Annotated in this window: 19 protein-coding genes and 1 riboswitch; of the genes, 17 read left to right on the plus strand and 2 right to left on the minus strand. The window is 56.2% G+C overall.

What is annotated here, in order from left to right; genetic code table 11:
* The first annotated feature begins 270 nt into the window (after positions 1-270).
* The 9 genes from VQ830_RS22880 (at position 271) to VQ830_RS22925 (ending at position 9512) form a co-directional block, all read left to right on the plus strand.
* A complete protein-coding gene (locus VQ830_RS22880) occupies positions 271-486 on the plus strand; it encodes a hypothetical protein (protein ID WP_337270475.1) in 216 nt (71 codons plus the stop codon).
* A gap of 10 nt (positions 487-496) precedes the next feature.
* On the plus strand, positions 497-877 hold the full coding sequence (locus tag VQ830_RS28860) for a hypothetical protein (protein WP_438618524.1): 381 nt from the start codon (positions 497-499) through the stop codon (positions 875-877).
* Positions 878-1103: 226 nt separating this feature from the next.
* On the plus strand, positions 1104-3302 hold the full coding sequence (locus tag VQ830_RS22895) for an EAL domain-containing protein (protein WP_337270477.1): 2199 nt from the start codon (positions 1104-1106) through the stop codon (positions 3300-3302).
* Between the two features lie 230 nt (positions 3303-3532).
* Positions 3533-3654, plus strand: a riboswitch (TPP riboswitch).
* A 95-nt stretch (positions 3655-3749) separates the two neighbouring features.
* Positions 3750-5573 carry a phosphomethylpyrimidine synthase ThiC gene (gene thiC / locus VQ830_RS22900; protein ID WP_337270478.1) on the plus strand — a complete coding sequence of 608 codons (1824 nt, stop codon included), beginning with the start codon at positions 3750-3752 and terminating at the stop codon, positions 5571-5573.
* Positions 5573-6562: a glycine oxidase ThiO gene (gene thiO, locus VQ830_RS22905; protein WP_337270479.1), complete on the plus strand. Its 990-nt coding sequence runs from the start codon at positions 5573-5575 to the stop codon at positions 6560-6562. Before thiC ends, thiO begins: the two co-directional genes overlap by 1 nt.
* On the plus strand, positions 6559-6756 hold the full coding sequence (gene thiS, locus VQ830_RS22910) for a sulfur carrier protein ThiS (RefSeq protein WP_337270480.1): 198 nt from the start codon (positions 6559-6561) through the stop codon (positions 6754-6756). The genes thiO and thiS overlap by 4 nt, the downstream gene beginning before the upstream one ends.
* 3 nt (positions 6757-6759) lie before the next feature.
* Entirely contained in the window at positions 6760-7533 is a 774-nt protein-coding gene (locus VQ830_RS22915; RefSeq protein WP_337270481.1) for a thiazole synthase, read from the plus strand.
* Positions 7530-8150 (plus strand): thiamine phosphate synthase, encoded by a 621-nt coding sequence (locus tag VQ830_RS22920; protein ID WP_337270482.1) that lies wholly within the window; start codon positions 7530-7532, stop codon positions 8148-8150. The genes VQ830_RS22915 and VQ830_RS22920 overlap by 4 nt, the downstream gene beginning before the upstream one ends.
* Positions 8151-8432: 282 nt before the next feature.
* The gene (locus VQ830_RS22925; protein WP_337270483.1) at positions 8433-9512 is read left to right on the plus strand and encodes a capsular polysaccharide export protein, LipB/KpsS family; all 1080 of its coding nucleotides are present in this window, start codon (positions 8433-8435) and stop codon (positions 9510-9512) included.
* A gap of 47 nt (positions 9513-9559) precedes the next feature.
* Here VQ830_RS22925 and rhaI read toward each other — a convergent pair whose 3' ends face one another.
* Entirely contained in the window at positions 9560-10852 is a 1293-nt protein-coding gene (gene rhaI, locus VQ830_RS22930; protein ID WP_337270484.1) for an L-rhamnose catabolism isomerase, read from the minus strand.
* 106 nt (positions 10853-10958) lie between these two features.
* Between rhaI and VQ830_RS22935 the strand changes: the two genes are divergently transcribed.
* Positions 10959-11117, plus strand: a complete 159-nt coding sequence (locus VQ830_RS22935) for a YqaE/Pmp3 family membrane protein (protein WP_337270485.1) — start codon at positions 10959-10961, stop codon at positions 11115-11117.
* A gap of 51 nt (positions 11118-11168) precedes the next feature.
* Here VQ830_RS22935 and VQ830_RS22940 read toward each other — a convergent pair whose 3' ends face one another.
* The gene (locus tag VQ830_RS22940; RefSeq protein ID WP_337270486.1) at positions 11169-13265 is read right to left on the minus strand and encodes a bifunctional rhamnulose-1-phosphate aldolase/short-chain dehydrogenase; all 2097 of its coding nucleotides are present in this window, start codon (positions 13263-13265) and stop codon (positions 11169-11171) included.
* A 194-nt stretch (positions 13266-13459) separates the two neighbouring features.
* On the opposite strand from VQ830_RS22940, the gene VQ830_RS22945 reads away from it, so the two are divergent.
* The 7 genes from VQ830_RS22945 (at position 13460) to VQ830_RS22975 (ending at position 20674) form a co-directional block, all read left to right on the plus strand.
* Positions 13460-14272 (plus strand): DeoR/GlpR family DNA-binding transcription regulator, encoded by an 813-nt coding sequence (locus VQ830_RS22945; RefSeq protein ID WP_337270487.1) that lies wholly within the window; start codon positions 13460-13462, stop codon positions 14270-14272.
* A 36-nt stretch (positions 14273-14308) separates the two neighbouring features.
* The gene (gene rhaS, locus VQ830_RS22950; RefSeq protein ID WP_337270488.1) at positions 14309-15304 is read left to right on the plus strand and encodes a rhamnose ABC transporter substrate-binding protein; all 996 of its coding nucleotides are present in this window, start codon (positions 14309-14311) and stop codon (positions 15302-15304) included.
* A gap of 96 nt (positions 15305-15400) precedes the next feature.
* Complete coding sequence (locus VQ830_RS22955) at positions 15401-16939, plus strand: sugar ABC transporter ATP-binding protein (protein ID WP_337270489.1); 1539 nt, start codon at positions 15401-15403, stop codon at positions 16937-16939.
* Positions 16940-16948: 9 nt separating this feature from the next.
* Complete coding sequence (locus VQ830_RS22960) at positions 16949-17950, plus strand: ABC transporter permease (protein ID WP_337270490.1); 1002 nt, start codon at positions 16949-16951, stop codon at positions 17948-17950.
* Complete coding sequence (locus VQ830_RS22965; RefSeq protein ID WP_337270491.1) at positions 17947-18957, plus strand: ABC transporter permease; 1011 nt, start codon at positions 17947-17949, stop codon at positions 18955-18957. Before VQ830_RS22960 ends, VQ830_RS22965 begins: the two co-directional genes overlap by 4 nt.
* Positions 18954-19283, plus strand: coding sequence for an L-rhamnose mutarotase (rhaM, locus tag VQ830_RS22970; RefSeq protein ID WP_337270492.1), 330 nt, complete (start codon positions 18954-18956; stop codon positions 19281-19283). Before VQ830_RS22965 ends, rhaM begins: the two co-directional genes overlap by 4 nt.
* Positions 19280-20674: an FGGY-family carbohydrate kinase gene (locus VQ830_RS22975; protein WP_337270493.1), complete on the plus strand. Its 1395-nt coding sequence runs from the start codon at positions 19280-19282 to the stop codon at positions 20672-20674. The genes rhaM and VQ830_RS22975 overlap by 4 nt, the downstream gene beginning before the upstream one ends.
* Positions 20675-20697 lie beyond the last annotated feature (23 nt).

The following is a 20697-nucleotide window of genomic DNA, read 5'->3' on the forward strand; positions in this document are numbered from 1 at the left end:
GTCCTGATGGTAAATTAGCGAGCCCGGTAGAACTGGGCTGCGCTCTTGAAGGAGAATGGGAAGCCGGGAGCCGAACGTCACTCTGTGACCGAAGCCAAGGCATCAGGTCACGCATTGGAGAATGGTTCAAGAACCGAAGGACAACTCCGTCCTGCGGACGGAAGAGATTTAGCCGATCGGTGCAAACGCCGGTCAAAACATAACCGAACCCAAGGAAATTCCCGCAAATGCTGGTGTTTTGCCCCTTGTGTTCTTTCATTGGAGGAACCCATGGCAAAAGCGGACAGAAAGCATATGGGCGCCGGCTCCCACGGCAAGGGTGACGGCAGCGGCGCAATGACGGATTTGGATCCGAATGTACTGCCGGATAATATGGTGTTGTCCAATAGAGACAAGGCGCAGCACACACGCGAGCGTGGCTTGGACGGCAAGTTTATCCAGACGGAACAATATGGCGATCACAACGCCAATCGCGACCCTAATTGAGGAAATCAAGATGAGCAGCAAACTTCCGCCACGCCCCACCGAGAATTCCAGTCCAAAGGGGACCGGCGAGGCGTCCTCTGCACCGTCAACGCAGGCAGCGGCCAAAACGTCGTCCGTGAATCCCGATAAGATCGGTCAGCAAGGCAACAGCAAGGTCAAATACGACCCACCAAGGATACCAACAGGATCGTTAGGATATCAGATGTCCACTTCCGACAAAAATCCTTCAACAATCCGGCAAGGCGGTCCTGGTTCCTCACATGAAAACGCCGCGGCTCCAGTGGAAATAAAGAAGCCACCTGCGGCTGGTGATCGCCAGTCCCGCAGCCATGTCTCCAGCGGCGGCGGGGAGCAGGACAGTCACCATACACATGAGGCAAACCGGAAATAGGCCGCCCTTCTAAGAACAGATCGATGCCCGTGCCGGTTTTGCGCTGGCTCGGGCGCGACCGCGACAATGACGCAACGACACACTTCATTGAGCGCAATGACCTGAAACGGTTGAGCAAAACCGAGGAGTCATCGGCTGTTAACCAGGAATCGCATTGGCGTCCTGGAGCGGGAAATTATTAGGGGATGACCGATAGTGTGGGCTCTCACCTTTCGTAGAGACCACCATGATCAAACTACGACATAGTTTTTCGCTGACGCAATCCATTTTCATGGTTGTATTCCTTGTGCTTGTTGGCGCGCAAGGCACAGGGATTGTGGTAGAAGCGATTGACGAGCGAAATGAAATTGAAGAGACGGCGGAACGTCAAGCTGTTGCCGCTCTAGATATGCTCCAATCCATACACACGCAAGTCATGCGCGAACGTAGAGCAAATGATGACAGCGCGTTACAAACGCTGAAAGGGGCGATGGAGCTCTTCTCCAACCAGTCGAATGGGACGCGTCTCTGGGTGTTCATGGGCCCGAAATTGCTCGATTATCAGAACTCCATCGGTGCTTCTGAAATCGCCCCTCCGCTTGACGACATCGATGAAAAGGTCAGCCGCACTTCAAAGATGCATAAAGTCGTCGAAGGTAATACCTTTCGATACACGCGGCCAATTATCCTTGGCCGCGGTAGTGCCTCCGACCAAAGCTGCGCGGAGTGTCATACAAAGTTAATGAATATCATGCCGGGGGAACTGATTGGTGGATACAGCGTCGCAACCGACATTTCCGAGAACATATTAGGCTGGCAGCAAAGCATCTTTAAGAGGGTGCTCGGGACTTTGATCACCCTTATCTTGATGCTTGCGGTCATTGCGTTTCTCATAAAGCGCTTTGCGCTTCAGCCGCTCTCCAGGCTGACGACCTCAATGAGGCTATTGGTCGCAGGAACGACTGACGTGGAGGTTGGCTTTGAGAAACGCCGCGACGAGATCGGGGCTCTTGCCGACGCGCTGCGATATTTTCGTACGACATTGATCTCCAGCCGGCGGTTGGAGGCGGCGAATGCCGACGCTGAACGCCAGCTTGCCTATCTGGCCTCCCATGACAAGCTCACGGGACTGGCAACCAGAAGTCTGTTCGTCGAACGCGTTGCTGCAGCACTTCGCAGCGAGGAGCGTGGGGACAAGGAAGTCGTTCTCGCCTGTATTGACATAGACGGCTTCAAGAAGTGGAACGATACGCTGGGTCATACCGGCGGTGACGCCATCATCGAACAACTTGCCGAGCGGGTTCGCAGATTGGCGGGAGAAAATGGCGCGGCGGCACGCCTTGATGGCGATGAGTTTGCTCTCCTGCAAATGAAGGACGCAGGGATATCCCCACAAGCGCACGGTGACGCGCTTATGACCCAATTGAAAAGACCCTTTCTTATAAATGGAATGGAGATCAAACTTAACATCAGCGTCGGCATCTCGATTGAGCAGCTTGCCGACACAGATGAGGAGATGCTGCTCAAACAGGCCGATGTTGCGCTTCGTCAGTCGAAGGCGGAAGGATTGTCGAGCTACAAATTCTTCTGTCAGGACATGAATGCAGCGGTCGAGGCAAGCCGCCAAATTGAAGCCGACCTGCACGAGGCATTCAGAAAGGGGCAGTTTGAGCTTCACTATCAGCCGCTGGTATCCAGCAAAAGTCGCAAGATAATCGGTGTCGAAGCTTTGATGCGCTGGCATCATCCGGCGCGCGGCTGGATTGGCCCGGCTCAATTCATTCCGATCGCTGAAGCCACGAGGCTGATCGTTCCGCTCGGTAAATGGTTGATGGAAACAGCATGCCAGCAGGCGATGAACTGGCATGGCTTGACGCTCGCCATCAATGTATCTCCTGCGCAGTTCAAGGATCCCGACTTTGTCCCCTTCGTGCGCGATCTTCTGGCAAGGACCGGTTTTGATCCCTCTCGACTGGAACTGGAAATCACCGAGGGACTGCTCCTCGATAATAGCTGCAAGCCTCTCGAAAGCCTGAATGCGCTAAAGTCCTTGGGTGTGAAAATCGCAATGGACGACTTTGGGACGGGCTTCTCGAGCCTGACATATCTGCAGAAGTTCCCATTCGATAAAATAAAGATCGACCGTTCCTTCATCAGCTCGCTGGAGAGCGACCGGAACTCTCTTGCCATCGTCCGCTCTGTGTTAGGTCTTGGCCATAGCCTCGGCATTATCACCACCGCAGAAGGGGTGGAAAACCGCGAACAGCTTGAAATCTTGTGCGCGGAAGGCTGCGATCAAATGCAGGGATACCTGTTCTCCAAGCCGTTGGAACATCTCAAATTGACGAGTCTGCTGATGACGTGGGAGGAAACTCCGGCAGCTTCGCCGCCGCCGAAAAAGGTCAAGGCCAAGCGCCCTCGCCTAGCCACGACGACTCAGCTTTAACATATTTCATTCCTCCGGCGATCAGAACAAAGCAGTTATCGTCCCGAATTGCATGATCCGTTGCTCCAGATCAGTTCCTTCCAAGTTGTTGCAACATGACGCGATTGCCCGCCGCAGCCACGCTTTCGGACGACCGGTTGTCACGACCTGATGCCGATCGGCCTGACCGAGCGGACACTTGTTGCGGTGTCATCCTTCTTGACAGGTAGAATCACGAGGTCTAGCCTTATCGCATTCACCAGGGGTGTCCCGACAAGGGGCTGAGATTCCGCTGGGCCTTGATTGGCAGCGCGGTGACCCGTTGAACCTGATCCAGTTCATACTGGCGTAGGGACGGTGCAAGCGCTGTTATGAAAAGCTCCCTTTTTCCGGGAGTCCGATTCCAGCCTCCTTGATCCTTCCGGCTAACATGACTGGGTCTCCAACTTTTAAATTTGGAGCCTCATAATGAATATCGCCCCTCAGCTTCCCAAGCTTACCGTAACCACAGGTCCGCTTCCCGCCTCGCAGAAGGTGCACGTCGCGGGGGAAATCCATCCGCATATCCAGGTCCCGATGAGGCAGATCAGCCTTCATCCGACATCGGGTGAGCCGCCCGTTACCGTTTACGATAGCTCCGGGCCTTACACCGACCCTGCAGCTGAGATCGCAATCGACGCCGGCCTTCCTGCATTGCGGCGGGCCTGGGTGCTGGCACGCGGCGATGTCGAAGCCTATGAAGGGCGCCAGGTGAAGCCTGAGGACAACGGCTTCGTCAGCGCAGATCGCCTGACGCCCGAGTTCCCTGTCCGGAACCAGCCGCTCCGCGCCAAAGGCGGTAAGGCCGTAACCCAGATCGCCTACGCGCGTGCGGGCATCATCACCCCAGAAATGGAATTTATCGCTATTCGCGAAAATCTGGGCCGCAAGGCAGCCAAGGAGGCGCTGAAGCGTGATGGGGAAAGCTTCGGGGCGCATATTCCCGATTACGTGACGCCGGAATTTGTTCGCCAGGAAGTCGTGGCCGGGCGCGCCATCATTCCAGCCAACATCAATCATCCCGAGGCCGAACCGATGATTATCGGCCGAAACTTCCTCGTGAAGATCAACGCTAATATCGGCAATTCAGCCGTCACCTCCTCGATGGCGGAAGAAGTAGAGAAGATGGTTTGGGCGATCCGCTGGGGCGCCGATACCGTCATGGACCTTTCGACCGGCCGTAACATCCACAACATCAGAGAGTGGATCGTTCGCAATTCGCCGGTGCCGATCGGTACGGTCCCACTTTATCAGGCATTGGAAAAAGTCGGCGGCATTGCCGAGGATCTCACATGGGAGGTCTTCCGGGACACGTTGATCGAACAAGCCGAACAGGGCGTGGATTACTTCACTATCCATGCCGGCGTGCGCCTTCCCTACATCCCGCTCACCGTCAATCGCGTCACTGGCATTGTTTCGCGCGGCGGATCGATCATGGCGAAGTGGTGCCTGCATCACCACAAGGAAAGCTTCCTCTACGAACACTTCGAAGAAATCTGCGATATCTGCCGCAGCTACGACGTTTCCTTTTCTTTGGGTGACGGTTTGCGCCCGGGATCGATTGCCGATGCCAATGATGCTGCCCAATTTGCGGAGCTGGAAACCCTGGGGGAGCTGACGAAGATTGCCTGGGCCAAGGACTGTCAGGTCATGATCGAAGGGCCTGGGCACGTGCCCATGCACAAGATCAAGGAGAACATGGACAAGCAGCTGAAAACCTGCGGAGAAGCACCCTTTTATACACTCGGCCCTCTTACCACCGACATCGCACCCGGTTACGATCACATCACGTCTGGAATCGGCGCCGCGATGATCGGTTGGTTTGGCACCGCGATGCTCTGCTATGTTACGCCAAAAGAGCATCTTGGTCTGCCCGACCGTGATGATGTGAAGACCGGCGTCATCACCTACAAGATTGCGGCACATGCCGCCGATCTCGCCAAAGGCCACCCCGCCGCGCAGGTGCGTGACGACGCTCTCTCGAGGGCCCGTTTCGAGTTCCGCTGGGAGGACCAGTTCAACCTGTCGCTCGACCCCGAAACGGCTCGCAACTTTCATGACGAGACCCTGCCGAAGGAAGCGCACAAGGTTGCGCATTTCTGCTCGATGTGCGGCCCGAAATTCTGCTCAATGCGGATTTCTCACGATATTCGAGCCGAAGCGCAGAAGGAAGGTATGGAAGCCATGGCTGCCAAGTATCGTGCCGGCGGTGACCTTTATATGCCGGCGGAAAGCATGCCCGGAGCAGATTGATGCAACGAGTTCTGATCCAGGGAGCCGGCGTTGCCGGCTTGACGGCAGCGCTTGAAATGCGTCGCCGAGGTTTTGCCGTCGAGATCATCGAAAAAGGTCCGGCAGCGGGACTTGGTGCATCGCATTATGCGGGCGGCATGCTGGCTCCCTATTGCGAGCGTGAATCGGCCGACGAGGCTGTTATCAAGCTCGGCCGCAATGCAGCCGATTGGTGGGCGGCCGAACTTCCGGGGGAAGTTCACCGCAATGGGACGCTTGTCGTAGCGCAGCCGCGCGATCTGCCTGAGCTTGAAAGATTTGCAGCCAGAACGCGAGGCTTTCGCCGCATCGAAGGACCTGAAATTGCAGCTCTCGAACCGGCCCTGGCAGGCCGCTTCGAACGGGCGCTTTTCTTCGAGGACGAAGCCCATCTTGACCCTCGAAAGGCTCTTACCGGTCTTGTCGCAAAGCTCCGCGCACAAGGTGTGATCTTTCACTTTGAAGCACATGAAGTCCCGATCGGCGAAATCTACGATGCTGTGATCGATTGCAGGGGGCCCGCCGTGATCGCCGACCTACCGCAGCTCAGAGGCGTGCGGGGCGAAATGCTCTATCTGCACTGCCGCGACCTGACTTTGTCTCGGCCCGTGCGGATGCTGCATCCGCGTCACCCGATCTATATCGTACCGCGGGAAGACCATCGTTTCATGGTTGGGGCGACCATGATCGAGAGCGAGGATGATGGCCCAATCACCGCGCGCTCTATGATGGAATTCCTGAATGCGGCCTATGCCCTGCATCCATCGTTCGGGGAGGCTCGCATTCTCGAGACGGGAACAGGCGTGCGCCCGGCGTTTCAAGATAACCTTCCTCGTGTTGCCAAAACAGCAGCTGGCTTTTTCGTTGGCGGAATGTATCGCCACGGCTTTCTGCTCGCTCCGGCACTGGCGCAGGAGGCCGCTGATCGCCTGACGCGCCGCTTCCACAAATCCGAGAGGCTGACGGCATGAGATTGATCGTAAATGGCGAACCGGAAACAGTCACCGCCGATACGCTGAGCGAGCTTCTGGCACTGCTCGAGTTTGAAGGCGAGTGGTTGGCAACTGCGGTCAATGGCGAAATCGTCCACCGCGAAGATCGCGCTGCGCTTCAGTTGCAGGAGGGCGATCGCATTGAAATTCTGTCCCCTATGCAGGGAGGATGAGCCATGTTGAAACTTTACGATACCACCGTTTCTTCGCGCCTTCTGCTTGGAACGGCACGCTATCCTTCTCCGACGGTATTGGCGCAGGCCGTTCAGTCCTCCGGCAGTGAGATCGTTACCGTCTCGCTCCGGCGCGAGACGTCCGGCGGCAAGACCGGTGGCGCGTTTTTCAATCTGATCAAGGAACTCGGCGTCAGGGTTTTGCCCAATACTGCCGGCTGCCATAGCGCGCCCGAAGCAATTCTGACAGCGAAGATGGCCCGCGAAGTCTTTGCAACCGATTGGATCAAGCTGGAGGTCATCGGCCATCACGACAGTCTGCAGCCAGACGTGTTTGAACTGGTCGAAGCAGCGCGTATTCTGGCTTCTGAAGGCTTTTCCGTTTTCCCGTACACCACGGATGATATTGTGGTAGCCGAGAAATTGCTGGCTGTTGGCTGCCAGGTTCTCATGCCCTGGTGCGCACCGATTGGCAGCGCTGCCGGGCCGCGCAATCCGGCTGCACTGACCGCAATGCGGGCCGCCTTTCCCGAGATCCCGCTGATCGTCGACGCCGGAATCGGACGGCCCTCGCACGCGACGACAGTGATGGAACTCGGTTATGATGCGGTCTTGCTCAATACCGCTGTTGCCGGCGCAAGCGACCCGGCTTCCATGGCGTCGGCATTTGCTAAAGCGATCGATGCAGGCCACCTTGCCTATCGATCAGGCATGCTGGAGCCGCGTGACATGGCCGTGCCTTCGACGCCGGTCATCGGTAAAGGGGTCTTCGCATGAAGCTCGACCCATTCTACCTCATCGTAGACAGTTCCGCCTGGATCGCGCGGCTGGTTCCTATCGGCGTCAAACTCGTGCAACTGCGAATCAAGGATCGTCCACACGAGATTCTGTCGAAAGAAATCCGGCGCGCGAAGGCAATCTGCGCCCAATATGGCTGTCAATTGATCGTCAATGACTACTGGGAGATCGCAATCGATGAAGGATGCGACTTTGTTCATCTTGGCCAGGAAGATCTCGTGGAGGCCGACTGCGCAGCTATTCGCCGTGCTGGAATAAAGCTCGGCGTTTCCACACATGACGACACGGAGCTGGAAAAGGCGCTTGAAGTGGAACCCGATTACGTCGCCCTCGGCCCGGTCTGGCCGACCATTTTGAAGAAGATGAAATGGGCGCCTCAGGGTCTTGATCGCGTGAAGACATGGAAAGACAGGGTGGGAAAAGTTCCATTGGTCGGAATCGGCGGAGTGACTGCCGAACGTGCACCTGAGGTGCTGCGTCACGGTGCAGATATCGCTGCTGTCGTTACCGACATCACGCTCAATGCAGATCCGGAAGCACGGACAAGGCAATGGATTGAGGCGACAGCAGACTGGCGCCCACGAAATGCGACCTAAAGGCTTTAATCTCAGAAGCGGCAACCCTTCCGATTGCGTAAATCGTTCGATCACCTAGTGGCCTTGAGATCGATATTTATGGGACAACCCACCGATCCGCGAAAAAAGGGTGAGCATATCGGGGACGGTCATTCCGACGACTGCCTGCCTATGCTACTGCATGTCTCGCTCAGATGAATTTCTTTGAGCGAAACGACGATGCATCAGAACATCAACGTACGGCAATATGCGCGTCTTTCGCAGAAAGTGCCAGGCTGTGGCGGCTGAGACAGGATGATCTGAATGCCTGGACGCTTGATCGTCCATGAGCAAACGATAGCGGTAGGAATGCTGGAAAAGACAAGGCAAAGCGAACGTATCGGCCAAAAGGACTGGTATCCGCCGCGCGGGATGCGGCTTGGCGCAACACACTTCTTACGCAGCGATTTTCCATGGCTACATCACTACCTGGATCTGCCTGAACTATCCTCCACTCTCGCGCCGGGAATAGGCGGGACGGTGTCCTGGGGAGGACGCATCGCCGCCAAGCTAGGCGAAGCGGTGGGTCGGCTCAGAGGATTGCCACATTGGCATATGGAGGATGGCTTTCTGCGCTCCGTTGCGCTCGGCAAGGCGGGGTCGGTGCCTTTATCGATCGTGATGGACGATCTTGGTCTTTCCACGAAGGCCGCAGCGGGGTCACGTCTAGAACGATTGATTATCGAAGCCGACGAAAATGATGCCGAGAAAGGCCGACAGGCTCGGGACGCGATCGTTTCCCACCGGCTTTCGAAATATAACCATCTCCCGCATAAAGAACCATTTCTTCCTCCTGCGGGCGGGCGACGCCGGATCCTGCTGGTGGACCAGGTCAAGGGCGATGTATCGGTGCCTTTCTCGATGGGTAGCGAACAGTCGTTTCAACAAATGCTGACTGACGCCATCGCAACCAAGGCACAATGTGTGGTGCGGACCCATCCCGATGTCGTTGCCGGCTACCGGAAAGGCTATATGACGGAGCTTGCCGCCAGGCACTCCGATATCGTTCTCTCATCTGAAGCCATCTCGGCCGATGCCATGATCGCAGCTTGCGACGAAGTCTGGACGGTTGCCAGCCAGTTCGGCTTCGATGCCCTGTTACGCGGCAAACCGGTCCGCTGCTATGCAGCGCCTTTCTATGCGGGTTGGGGCCTCACCACCGATATGATGACCCAAAATGCGCGCACGACCATCCTTGCTCGCCGCACTGCGCCCCGCAGCATCGACCATCTGGCGGCGGCGGCCTATCTTGAATATCCGCTCTATCGGAATCCAAAAGACTGGCGCCAAGTCAGCTTCTTCGAGGCGGTCGAGCTCATTCTGGCCGGTCAGTCCTCGAATTGACATCGTCGACAGCGCATAGCGCAAGCACTTAGCCTTCGCACCTTGCTTCAGACGATACCGCCGCTGCCAGCGACAGAGGCCGGACGCTCGGCCGCGACTTTCTGTCGGTAACCGCTCGCGCGATAGGTGGCTACAGGATCAATCGCTCCACCGTGACGACGACGCGCTTCGGCCAGGATCGGCTCGACATCTGTCCGGTAAGCGCGCTTCAGCGTTTCTGTCGCCATCAACGCGTCATTGTCATCCTGGTAACCTTCGAGTGCTGTTCGGTCGACGAGCAGGGCCTGTGCATAGGCGCGGCGGATTTCGTTAGCGCTGGCCATCAGGCTTTCGATCGGATCGGTCACGTTATGTGACTGGTCGATCATGTGCGCCGGCTCAAAGCTAGACACGCCGCGATGCTCCGCATCGACCAATTCGTTGAACACCAGAAACAGCCGGTAAGGTTCGACTGAGCCTGCATCGAGATCGTCGTCGCCATATTTGCTGTCGTTGAAGTGGAAGCCGCCGAGCTTGCCGAATTGAATTAGCCTGGCAACGATCATCTCGATGTTGGTGTTCGGCGCGTGATGTCCGAGATCGACAAGGCAGAAGGCCTTCGGGCCAAGCGTCGACGCGATCAGATAGTTGGTTCCCCAATCCTGGACGACGGTCGAATAGAAAGCCGGTTCGAACATCTTATGTTCGGAAAACAGCCGCCAGTCGTCTGGCAGCGCCTTGTAGATCTCAGCCATGGAAGCGAGATACCGCTCGAAAGCGCGGGTAAAGTGGCTTTGGCCGGGGAAGTTGGAGCCATCGCCGATCCAAACCGTCAGAGCTTTTGATCCAAGCGCTTTGCCGATTTCAATACATTCGAGATTATGCTCGATCGCTTGTCGGCGTGTGGCGGCATCCGTGTGGCTGAGCGAACCGAATTTATAGGACTTTGACTGCTCGGGCGCATCAGAGAAGGTGTTGGAATTCATCGCATCGAATCCAAGACCTAGGGTCTGCGCCTTTGACAGCAACTCGCGCGGATCGGCTTTATCCCAAGGAATGTGCAGAGATACGGTGGGCGTAGCACGCGTCAGTTGTTGGATCACCGAGCAATCATCAAGCTTATCGAATATTCCGCGCGGCTCACCGCCGCCTGGAAACCGCGCAAAGCGTGTACCGCCGGTACCGACGCCCCAGGATGGCACGGCAACCGAGAATGCTGCGACCTTGGTGACAACGGACTCGATATCAACGCCACGCCGGGAGAGATTGTCACCGAGCGCGGTGAAATCGCTGGTCAGGGCGGCGGCACGCTTCTCATTTTCCTTGGCAATAACATCCTGAGATATTTTCAACTCTACCATTCTTTCCTCCCGCGAACGAACCAACGTGCCAGTTTACGCGTTTAGGTCCGCTTTTTGATGTCAATTTTGTCGGCGCTTCGGCGCAAAAGATAGATCAGGAGATATTATGGATATCATCCGCATTTTGCTCGCAATCTTCCTGCCGCCTGTCGGCGTTTTTCTGCAAGTCGGCATCGGCTTGCAATTCTGGCTCAATATTCTCTTGACCCTGCTTGGTTATATTCCAGGCATCATTCACGCGATCTGGGTGATTCTCAGAAAATAACGTGACCTCATGGGATGCGCCTCGGATGAGGACGCATCCCGCCATTTGGCGCTAGCGCGGAAAGCTCTGCGCGTTACCTGCATCCACGTTGATGATGTTTCCTGTCGACTTCGCGGAAAGATCCGAGGCTAGAAAGTAGATCGCCTCCGCAATATCTTCGGGCAGGACATTCAGCTTTAACATCGAGCGCTTGCGATAATGCTCCTCAAGATCGCTGACCTCAATTTTTGATGATGCTGCGCGCTGCTCTCTCCATTCGCCGTTCCAGATCTTCGACCCACGCAGGACCGCATCCGGATTGACGGTGTTGACGCGAATGCCGGCCTCGGCGCCCTCGAGGGCGAGGCAGCGTGCGAGATGAATTTCGGCCGCTTTCGCTGTGCAATAGGCAGCAGCGTTGGGCGAGGAAGCAAGACCGTTCTTGGACGCGACGAAGACGACGTTCCCGCCGATATTCTGCTTGCGGAACAACCGGAATGCCTCACGCGACACCAGAAAGTACCCCGTCGTCAGAATATCGATGTTACGATTCCACATCGAAAGTTCGGTGCTCTCGATAGGCGCAGAGGACGCGATCCCTGCATTCGAAACAAGGATATCGACGCCGCCGAAGGCGACGCACGCCTCGCGGAAGGAGGCAATGACATTATCCTCCTTCGTCACATCAAGCTTGGCGCTGTAAACAGCATCGGAGCCAAAGACTTTTGAAAATTCCGCTTGCGTGGCATCGAGCGCATCCGCATCGATGTCAGCCAAGACCACACAAGCCCCTTCGCTGATGAGACGTGCCGCCGTTGCGCGGCCGATCCCGCCGGCGCCTCCTGTCACGAAGGCAACGCGACCGGCGAGGCTCTTGGGCTTCGGCATGCGCTGGAGCTTAGCCTCTTCGAGAAGCCAATATTCGATATCAAAGGCTTCCTGCTCGGGCAGGCCCTGATATTCCGAAACGGTCGATGCTCCCCGCATGACGTTGATTGCGTTGACGTAAAATTCGCCAGCGATACGCGCAGTAGCCTTGTCCCTTGCAAAAGAAAGCATTCCCACCCCGGGAACAAGAAAAATCACCGGATTCGGATCGCGCATCTTCGGTGAATTCGGGTGTTTGCAGCTTTCATAGTAACGTGCGTAGTCGGCGCGATAGTCCTCAAGAGCCTTGTCCAGGCTCGCGACGACAGCATCGGCGTCCGGCCGAAGAGGATCGAAATCGACGATCAGCGGTCGGATCTTCGTGCGCAGGAAATGGTCGGGGCAGCTCGTGCCCAGGGCACCGAGCGAACGCAGATCGCGCGAGTTAACGAAGTCCAGGACGGCATCCTGATCGTCAAAATGGCCGATCTTACGTTCTTGCCTGCCGATGCGGCCGCGAATCTCCGGCATCAACTGCGCGGCAATAGCGCGGCGCGTCTCAGCCGGTAAACTTTCGCATACCGCCCCGCCAAAGATCGTCTTTCCTGCTGTCCGCTGCGTAAACCAGCCAATCGCCGTATTGATGATATCGAGCGTCAATTCATAACAGCTCTTGGCATCGTTCGCCCAAGTGAAGAGACCGTGGCTCTCAAGAACCACACCCTGCGCATGCGGGTTGGCCTTTACAAATGCCTCAAGATCAAGTCCAAGCTGGAAACCAGGCCGGCGCCAAGGCAGCCAGCCAATACGACTTCCGAAGATCTCCTCCGTCAGCGCTTTCGAATTCTTCGACGCGGCAATTGCAATAATGGCATCGGGATGCATGTGATCGACATGTTTGAACGGCACGAAGCCATGCAAGGGCGTATCGATCGAGGCGGCGCGCGCGTTCAAATTGAAAGTGCAGTGCGGCAGGAAGCCGACCATACGATCTTCGTCTTCAACGCCTTTATACAGACCTTTGAGCGCTTCAAGCTTCTGCTGATAAAGCGTCGCAAAGCCGTCCAGCTTGATTGTGCCGACGTCGCCTCCGGAGCCCTTGACCCACAGCACCTCAACATGATCGCCAGTTAGCGGATCGACTTCCATAACCTTTGCCGACGTATTGCCGCCGCCGTAATTGGTGATGCGCTTATCGGCGCCAAGAAGATTGGATCGATAAAGAAGCTTGCCAGGCTCATCGAGCCCTCCCGCATATGCCTCATCCCAACGATTTTCCAGAAGCCGGGCGTCCGCCGCCATGTTCATCCTCCCATGTAAGCTTATTCTCCGCACTCTGTCCGGAGCCTATTGTCGTCGATATCGCGCAAGTTTGCATCACCTGTCAATCGAAAACGATCAAATATGATTATACTGCAGTGCAATAAGATTTATTTTGATCGGTTATGATTGACAACGCGCGATTTAGGAGGAATTAACTAGGGGCAGGAGGAGCCATGCACGAACGTGAACGCCATCGCATCATCTTGAGCGCGGTTCAGGAGAAATCCGTAATCACCGTGCAGGATATCTGCGAACTGACAGAAGCATCTGAAGCAACGATCCGCCGGGACATTGCGGCTCTGCATGTTCAGGGCAAGATCAGACGCGTTCGCGGCGGCGCCGAGGCGGTCCACCCCCCGCAGCATGGCACAGTCGCTGGCAGACCTTTCCGCGTGGCCGAATCCATCAATATCGACAAGAAACGCGCAATTGCCCGTCATGCAGTCGGTCTTTGTGAAAACGGCGACGCTATCATTATCAACGGCGGCACCACGACGTTTCAAATGGTGCATTTCATGGCAGGTCATCGAATGCAGGTGATGACCAATTCCTTTGCGATCGCCGAGCATCTGGTCAAGCATTCCAAGAACACCGTGACGGTACCTGGAGGCGTCATCTATCGCGAGCAAAGCCTGATCTTGTCGCCATTTGAAAACGACACGACACGGAATTTTTATGCGCGACGCTTTTTCTTTGGCGCCCAAGGTGTGGGGCCGCTCGGCATCATGGAAGCCGATGCACAAATTATTCAAAGCGAACAGAAGCTGATGCGTCAGGCCGAGGAACTGGTTTTGCTGGTGGATTCCAGCAAGTTCAGACAGCGCTCAAGCCTTATTCTGTGTCCGCTCGAACGCGTCTCGACGATCATCACCGATGACGGAATATCCGAGGAATCCGTCAGAATGGTTGAAGATGCAGGTGTTGCGCTCGTGATCGCAAAACCTGCCGCGCAATCGACCGGAGGAGAAGCCTCATCGGTCGCGTAATATCTGCCACATGTTTTTTCACTGGGAGGAGAGACTATGAAACTGACGAGAAGACTGACAATTGGGGCGGCACTGGCGCTTGCTATGATGGGCGGCGCCGCGCAAGCGGCGGAAATGAAGATCGCTCTTGTCGTGAAGTCCCTTGGCAACGGGTTTTTCGAAGCCGCCAACAAAGGCGCCGAAGAAGCTGCCAAGGAACTCGGCAACGTCAAGATCATCTATACAGGTCCCACGTCGACAACTGCCGAGGGTCAGATCGAAGTCATCAACTCGCTGATCGCTCAAGGCGTCGACGCTATCGCGATTTCAGCCAATGATCCGGATGCCGTCGTTCCGGCGCTCAAGAAAGCCAAGCAACGCGGCATCAAGGTCATTTCGTGGGACTCCGGCGTCGCGCCTGAAGGCCGCATCCTGCAGCTCAATCCTTCGTCGAACGAGCTTATTGGTAAAATGTGCCTGACCCTGGCAAAGGACCATCTGCCAGACGGTAAGGGCGATTTTGCAATTCTTTCGGCAACCACCACTTCGACGAACCAGAATATTTGGATTGGCGAGATGAAGAAGCAGCTCAAGGAGTTCCCAGGTCTCAATCTTGTGACGACCGTCTATGGCGATGACCTATCTGACAAATCCTATCGTGAAGCGCAGGGCCTCCTGAAGTCTCACCCCGAGGTAAAGGTCATTGTGGCACCGACCACCGTTGGCGTTCTCGCAGCCTCTCAGGCTGTCAAGGATGCCGGCAAGATCGGTCAGGTATACGTCACGGGTCTTGGTCTGCCGTCCGAGATGGCGGGCGCCATCAAGTCGGGCGCGACGAAGGAGTTTGCGATCTGGAACCCGATCGACCTTGGCTATTCGGCCGCACAGATTGCCTACCATCTTGTCAAGGGCGACGCCGATGGCAAGCCGGGCAGTGAAATTCCCGCAGGCCGCATGGGTAAGATCAAGATTGGGGAAAATGGCGAAGCCGCGATGGCAGATCCGTTCGTTTACAACGCCTCCAATATTGATCAGTTCTCGAAGGTCTTCTGATCGAAGCCAACAAGGAGCCGGCTCGACGAGCGAGCCGGCTTTCCAAAAGACTGGCCAAAGCCAACATTACTTAACAACATATATTTGGTGGTGCTGATGAAGCCCGCACTTCAAAACGTTTCTCCGGCCGCATCGGCGTCCGGCAGCGAAGCTGCCATTCTTGAAATGCGCGGCATTTCGCAAATCTTTCCAGGCGTAAAAGCGCTCGATGGGGTCAGCCTGTCGCTGTACCCTGGAAAAGTGACCGCGCTCATCGGCGAAAACGGTGCCGGAAAATCGACGCTCGTTAAAATCCTGACTGGAATTTATCGCCCGAACGAGGGCGAAATCATCGTCGATGGTCAGCCTATGGCATTTGCCAATGCGCAGGCAGCGATGAATGCGGGTGTAACGGCTATTCATCAAGAAACCGTCCTGTTCGACGAGCTGAGCGTTGGCGAAAATATATTTCTTGGTCACGCGCCGCGGACGCGCTTCGGCACCATCGACTGGTCGAGAATGATGAAGCGCTCGGCTGAGCTTTTGCATCGCCTCGAGAGTAACATTGATCCGCTGGTACGCCTAAAAGACCTGTCCATCGCGCAGCGTCATCTTGTGGCGATCGCCAGGGCGCTCTCCGTCGAAGCGCGCATCGTCATCATGGATGAACCGACGGCAGCGCTCTCGCGCAAGGAAATCGACGATCTTTTCCGGATCGTTCGGTCGCTGAAATCGCAAGGCAAAGCCATCCTTTTCATTAGTCATAAGTTCGATGAGCTTTATGAAATTGCCGATAATTTCGTCGTGTTTCGCGATGGGCGCGCTGTCGGTCACGGCCGGCTTGGCGAGATTGGCCAAGATGAAATCGTTCGCATGATGGTTGGCCGCGAAGTCAAGGATGCCTTCCCAAAGCAAGTCGTCCGGATCGGCGGTCCGGTTCTGGAGGTTGATAACTACTGCCACCCCACCGAGTTCAAGGACATCTCCTTCAATCTGAAACGAGGCGAAATCCTTGGCGTTTATGGGTTGATTGGCGCCGGTCGTTCCGAACTTTGTCAATCCCTGTTCGGCATCACCAAGCCGGCCAAGGGACGGCTGCGACTGGAAGGACGCGATCTTTCGATCCGCTCACCTTCGGACGCGATCAGCGCAGGCATTGTTTATGTCCCGGAAGAACGTGGGCGGCACGGTCTCGCATTGGCGATGCCGATCTACCAGAATATGACGCTGCCATCCCTGACGCGGACGTCGCGCAAGGGCTTTCTTCATGCGGCAAATGAGTTCGCTCTTGCCCGTCGCTATGCGGAAAGACTGGATCTTCGTGCCGCTGCCCTTTCTGTGCCGGTCGGAACGCTCTCCGGCGGCAACCAGCAGAAAGTCGTCATTGGCAAGTGGCTGGCGACACAGCCGAAGGTCATCATTCTCGACGAGCCAACCAAAGGCATAGATATTGGATCCAAGGCTGCCGTTCACGCCTTTATCAGCGAGCTCGCCGCAGAGGGTTTGAGCATCATCATGATTTCCTCCGAACTTCCGGAGATCTTGGGAATGTCGGACCGGGTCCTTGTGATGAAAGAGGGCCTGATGGCCGGCATGTTTGATCGCGATGGTCTGACACCGGAAGCCCTCGTTCGCGCCGCCACCGGTAATGCCTGAGGACACGCCATGATTTCTTTGCTGAAAAGACGTGAAACCCTGCTCCTCCTGATCATCGTCGTGATGATCACGGGCTTTTCGAGCCGCGCCGACGGTTTTGCTTCGCCAACCAACCTCGCCGGGATCTTCAACGACACATCGATCCTGATCATTCTGGCGCTCGCGCAGATGACCGTCATCCTGACGAAGTCGATCGATCTGTCCGTTGCCGCCAACCTTGCTTTTACGGGAATGGCGATCGCAATGATCAACGCCGCCTACCCGGGTATTCCCCTTGTTTTCCTCGTCCTTGCAGCGATCGCAATCGGAGCCGCTCTCGGAGCGATCAACGGCTTCTTTGTCTGGAACCTGGAAATGCCGCCCATTGTCGTTACACTCGGTACGCTGACGATCTACCGCGGCATGACCTTCGTGCTCTCCGGCGGTGCATGGGTGAACGCCCATCAAATGACCCCGACATTCCTAAATGTACCACGCGCCTCAATTCTCGGCCTTCCGGTTCTTGGCTGGATAGGCATCGTCATCGTCGCACTGATCTATCTCATGCTGCGCCATTCGCCGATCGGCCGCTCGATCTATGCCGCGGGCGGAAATCCTACAGCTGCGGTTTATGCGGGTATCGATGTAGGGCGAACCCGATTTTTTGCCTTCGTGTTGTCGGGCGCCCTAGCCGGGCTCTGTGGTTATCTTTGGGTCTCGCGTTATGCGGTTGCCTATGTCGATATCGCCAATGGTTTCGAACTCGACAGCGTTGCAGCTTGCGTTATCGGCGGCATCTCGATTGCAGGCGGTGTAGGTTCGGTTGTCGGTGCTGTGCTGGGATCGCTGTTTCTGGGCGTCATCAAGAATGCACTTCCCGTCATTGGCATCTCGCCTTTCACGCAGATGGCGATTTCAGGCACGGTGATCATCTTCGCCGTCGTCTTCAATGCACGCCGGGAAAAGAATCGCGGCCGCATCATCCTGCGCAATAGATCGGTTGAAGAACCCAGCCAGGAGGTACTGGCATGACGCATCCGTCAGAAGAAACCCAAAAGCGTATCATCCCGGACCGGCTTGGGACCCGTTTCAGCCGACTGCTGACCCGTTGGGAAACGCTCCTGTTCGGGGTTGCCGTCCTGATCTTCATTTTCAACGCATTGGCATCCCCATATTTTCTGAACGCTTGGAACCTTTCGGATGCGACCTTCAACTTTACCGAAAAGGCAATGATTGCCTTTGCTATGGCCATGTTGATCATTGCAGGCGAGATCGATCTTTCCGTGGCTGCAATTATTGCTCTTGCATCAACGGCTATGGGCGCGGCAGCACAAATCGGCGTCGACACGCCAGCGCTGGTGGCCATCGGGATCGGTGTCGGCGTGGCTTGCGGCGCCTTCAACGGCTTCCTCGTCTCGGTGATGAAGCTTCCGTCGATCGTGGTGACGATCGGAACGATGAGCCTCTTCCGTGGTATTTCCTACATCGTGCTCGGCGACCAGGCCTATGGCAAATACCCTGAGAGCTTTGCCTACTTCGGCCAGGGCTATGTGGTGTGGGCATTTTCTTTTGAATTCGTCTTGTTTGCCGTCCTCGCGGTCTTCTTCGCAGTCTTGCTTCACGCCACAAACTTCGGCCGTCAGGTCTTCACGATTGGCAATAACGACTTCGCAGCGCGTTTCTCCGGTCTGCCCGTGGAGCGGATCAAGTTTATCCTTTTCCTTCTCACGGGCTTGATGAGCGGCATCGCCGCCGTTTGCCTCACATCGCGCCTTGGCTCGACCCGACCCTCGATCGCGCAGGGCTGGGAGTTGGAAGTCGTCACCATGGTAGTGCTTGGCGGGGTATCCATCCTCGGCGGTGCAGGGACGATTGGCGGCGTGGTAATTGCCGCTTTTGTGATGGGACTGGTCACTTTTGGTCTGGGACTGCTCAACGTACCCGGCATCGTGATGTCCATCTTTATCGGTCTGCTTTTGATCATCACGATCGCTGTCCCGATCCTTGGCCGCCGGTTCAAAATGATGAGCTCAAAATGATCAACGGGACGCACGAAAAATACGCTTTCAAGATGAAGCTCAATCCTGGAATGGAGGACGAGTACAGGCGTCGTCATGACGAAATCTGGCCCGAGCTCGTAGCGCTTCTCCACGATGCGGGTGTTTCGGACTACGCCATTTACCTCGATCGCGAAACCGGCATCCTCTTTGGGGTTTTGACACGCGCAAGCGCTCACGGAATGGCGGCGCTTCCCGATCATCCGGTGATGAAACGATGGTGGGCACATATGGCAGACATCATGGAAACCAATGCGGACAATTCCCCCCTCAGCCATGATCTGACCTCCGTGTTTTACATGCCATGACACATGCGATCACCACCGCTTATCGCCGAATTGCCGTTCTCGACATCGGCAAGACAAATGCAAAACTCGTGATTGTCGAAGCTGACACGGGCGCAGAAATCGCGGTGCGCAAAACCCGCAATAAGGTGCTCGCGATCGCGCCCTATCCGCATTTCGATATAGACGCGCTGTGGGCTTTTACGCTTGAGGCGCTTGCAAGCTTCGCCTCAGCACCCGGCTTTGATGCAATTTCCATCACAACACATGGCGCTGCAGCTGCCCTGCTTGATGCTGATGGCGAACTCGCTCTCCCAGTGCTGGACTATGAATACAGCTATCCAGCGGCGATCGTCGAGGAGTACGACCGCTTGCGCCCGCCGTTTTCCGAAACCTTCTCACCGCGCCAGCCCATGGGCCTGAACCTTGGTGCGCAGCTGCATTTCCAGAAAACTGCGTTCCAAGAAGCATTCTCCTGCGTTCAAACCATCCTCACTTACCCGCAATATTGGGCATGGCGCTTAACGGGCGCGGCGGCGAACGAGGTGACATCTCTCGGCTGTCATACCGATCTTTGGGCTCCGGAGCATAACCGATATTCCAAGCTCGTCGACAGGCTGGATATCGGCGGGCGAATGGCACCGCTCCACTCCGCCTTCGACGCTCTCGGCGTCCTTAAGCTTGCGATTGCCGTGGAAATCGGCGTTACAGACGAGGTTCCGGTTTATTGCGGCATCCATGATTCAAACGCTTCTCTCTTGCCTCATCTTGTAAAGACGAAGCCTCCTTTTGCCGTCGTTTCAACCGGAACTTGGGTTATTGCCTTCGGCGTGGGGGGCGACCTTGCTCAACTCGATCCAGCGCGCGATACGCTTGCCAATGTGGATGCCTACGGCAGGCCAGTACCGTCGGCGCGGTTCATGGGCGGGCGCGAATTCGAGATCCTCGATCGAAGCATCGCAAACGCCAAGCCGGAAGAAATCGAAGCCGCGCTTCCTGAGGTGTTGGCAAAAGAACTCATGCTTCTTCCAAATGTCGTGAAGGGCTCCGGCCCCTTCCCGACAATGGAGGGTGTCTGGATCAACGACGGCTCGGTTAGCTCTACGGAGCGTCGCGCCGCTGTCAGCCTTTATCTTGCGCTCATGACGCAAACATGTCTCCAACTGGTCGGCGCTAGAGGCCCTGTCATTGTCGAAGGACCTTTTGCTGCCAATAGCCTTTATCTCAAAGCCCTTTCGACCTTGATCGGCAGGCATGTCATTTCGTCGGCAGGCGCAACTGGAACAAGCCAGGGCGCTGCCCTTCTTACTGGCATTGCACTTTCAGACAAGGCCGGCAAGGCTATCGTGAGTGATGTTTCCGCTCTGGCATCCTATGGTGCGCGTTGGCGAGAAGAGATCGCAACCCGGCGATGAAAGGACGGCGTGCTTGCCAGACA

Source organism: Oryzifoliimicrobium ureilyticum, from assembly GCF_037199735.1.
GTDB lineage: Bacteria > Pseudomonadota > Alphaproteobacteria > Rhizobiales > Rhizobiaceae > Rhizobium > Rhizobium ureilyticus.

What these genes read in the sequence shown, in the direction of transcription:
- VQ830_RS22925 (WP_337270483.1), top strand. Translation starts at nt 8,433, where the DNA reads ATGCCTGGACGCTTGATCGTCCATGAGCAAACGATAGCGGTAGGAATG.
- thiC (WP_337270478.1), top strand. Translation starts at nt 3,750, where the DNA reads ATGAATATCGCCCCTCAGCTTCCCAAGCTTACCGTAACCACAGGTCCG.
- VQ830_RS22940 (WP_337270486.1), bottom strand. Translation starts at nt 13,265, where the DNA reads ATGGCGGCGGACGCCCGGCTTCTGGAAAATCGTTGGGATGAGGCATAT.
- rhaM (WP_337270492.1), top strand. Translation starts at nt 18,954, where the DNA reads ATGATCAACGGGACGCACGAAAAATACGCTTTCAAGATGAAGCTCAAT.
- VQ830_RS22945 (WP_337270487.1), top strand. Translation starts at nt 13,460, where the DNA reads ATGCACGAACGTGAACGCCATCGCATCATCTTGAGCGCGGTTCAGGAG.
- VQ830_RS22915 (WP_337270481.1), top strand. Translation starts at nt 6,760, where the DNA reads ATGTTGAAACTTTACGATACCACCGTTTCTTCGCGCCTTCTGCTTGGA.
- VQ830_RS22975 (WP_337270493.1), top strand. Translation starts at nt 19,280, where the DNA reads ATGACACATGCGATCACCACCGCTTATCGCCGAATTGCCGTTCTCGAC.
- VQ830_RS28860 (WP_438618524.1), top strand. Translation starts at nt 497, where the DNA reads ATGAGCAGCAAACTTCCGCCACGCCCCACCGAGAATTCCAGTCCAAAG.
- VQ830_RS22880 (WP_337270475.1), top strand. Translation starts at nt 271, where the DNA reads ATGGCAAAAGCGGACAGAAAGCATATGGGCGCCGGCTCCCACGGCAAG.
- VQ830_RS22920 (WP_337270482.1), top strand. Translation starts at nt 7,530, where the DNA reads ATGAAGCTCGACCCATTCTACCTCATCGTAGACAGTTCCGCCTGGATC.
- VQ830_RS22935 (WP_337270485.1), top strand. Translation starts at nt 10,959, where the DNA reads ATGGATATCATCCGCATTTTGCTCGCAATCTTCCTGCCGCCTGTCGGC.
- rhaS (WP_337270488.1), top strand. Translation starts at nt 14,309, where the DNA reads ATGAAACTGACGAGAAGACTGACAATTGGGGCGGCACTGGCGCTTGCT.
- VQ830_RS22965 (WP_337270491.1), top strand. Translation starts at nt 17,947, where the DNA reads ATGACGCATCCGTCAGAAGAAACCCAAAAGCGTATCATCCCGGACCGG.
- thiS (WP_337270480.1), top strand. Translation starts at nt 6,559, where the DNA reads ATGAGATTGATCGTAAATGGCGAACCGGAAACAGTCACCGCCGATACG.
- rhaI (WP_337270484.1), bottom strand. Translation starts at nt 10,852, where the DNA reads ATGGTAGAGTTGAAAATATCTCAGGATGTTATTGCCAAGGAAAATGAG.
- VQ830_RS22960 (WP_337270490.1), top strand. Translation starts at nt 16,949, where the DNA reads ATGATTTCTTTGCTGAAAAGACGTGAAACCCTGCTCCTCCTGATCATC.
- VQ830_RS22895 (WP_337270477.1), top strand. Translation starts at nt 1,104, where the DNA reads ATGATCAAACTACGACATAGTTTTTCGCTGACGCAATCCATTTTCATG.
- thiO (WP_337270479.1), top strand. Translation starts at nt 5,573, where the DNA reads ATGCAACGAGTTCTGATCCAGGGAGCCGGCGTTGCCGGCTTGACGGCA.
- VQ830_RS22955 (WP_337270489.1), top strand. Translation starts at nt 15,401, where the DNA reads ATGAAGCCCGCACTTCAAAACGTTTCTCCGGCCGCATCGGCGTCCGGC.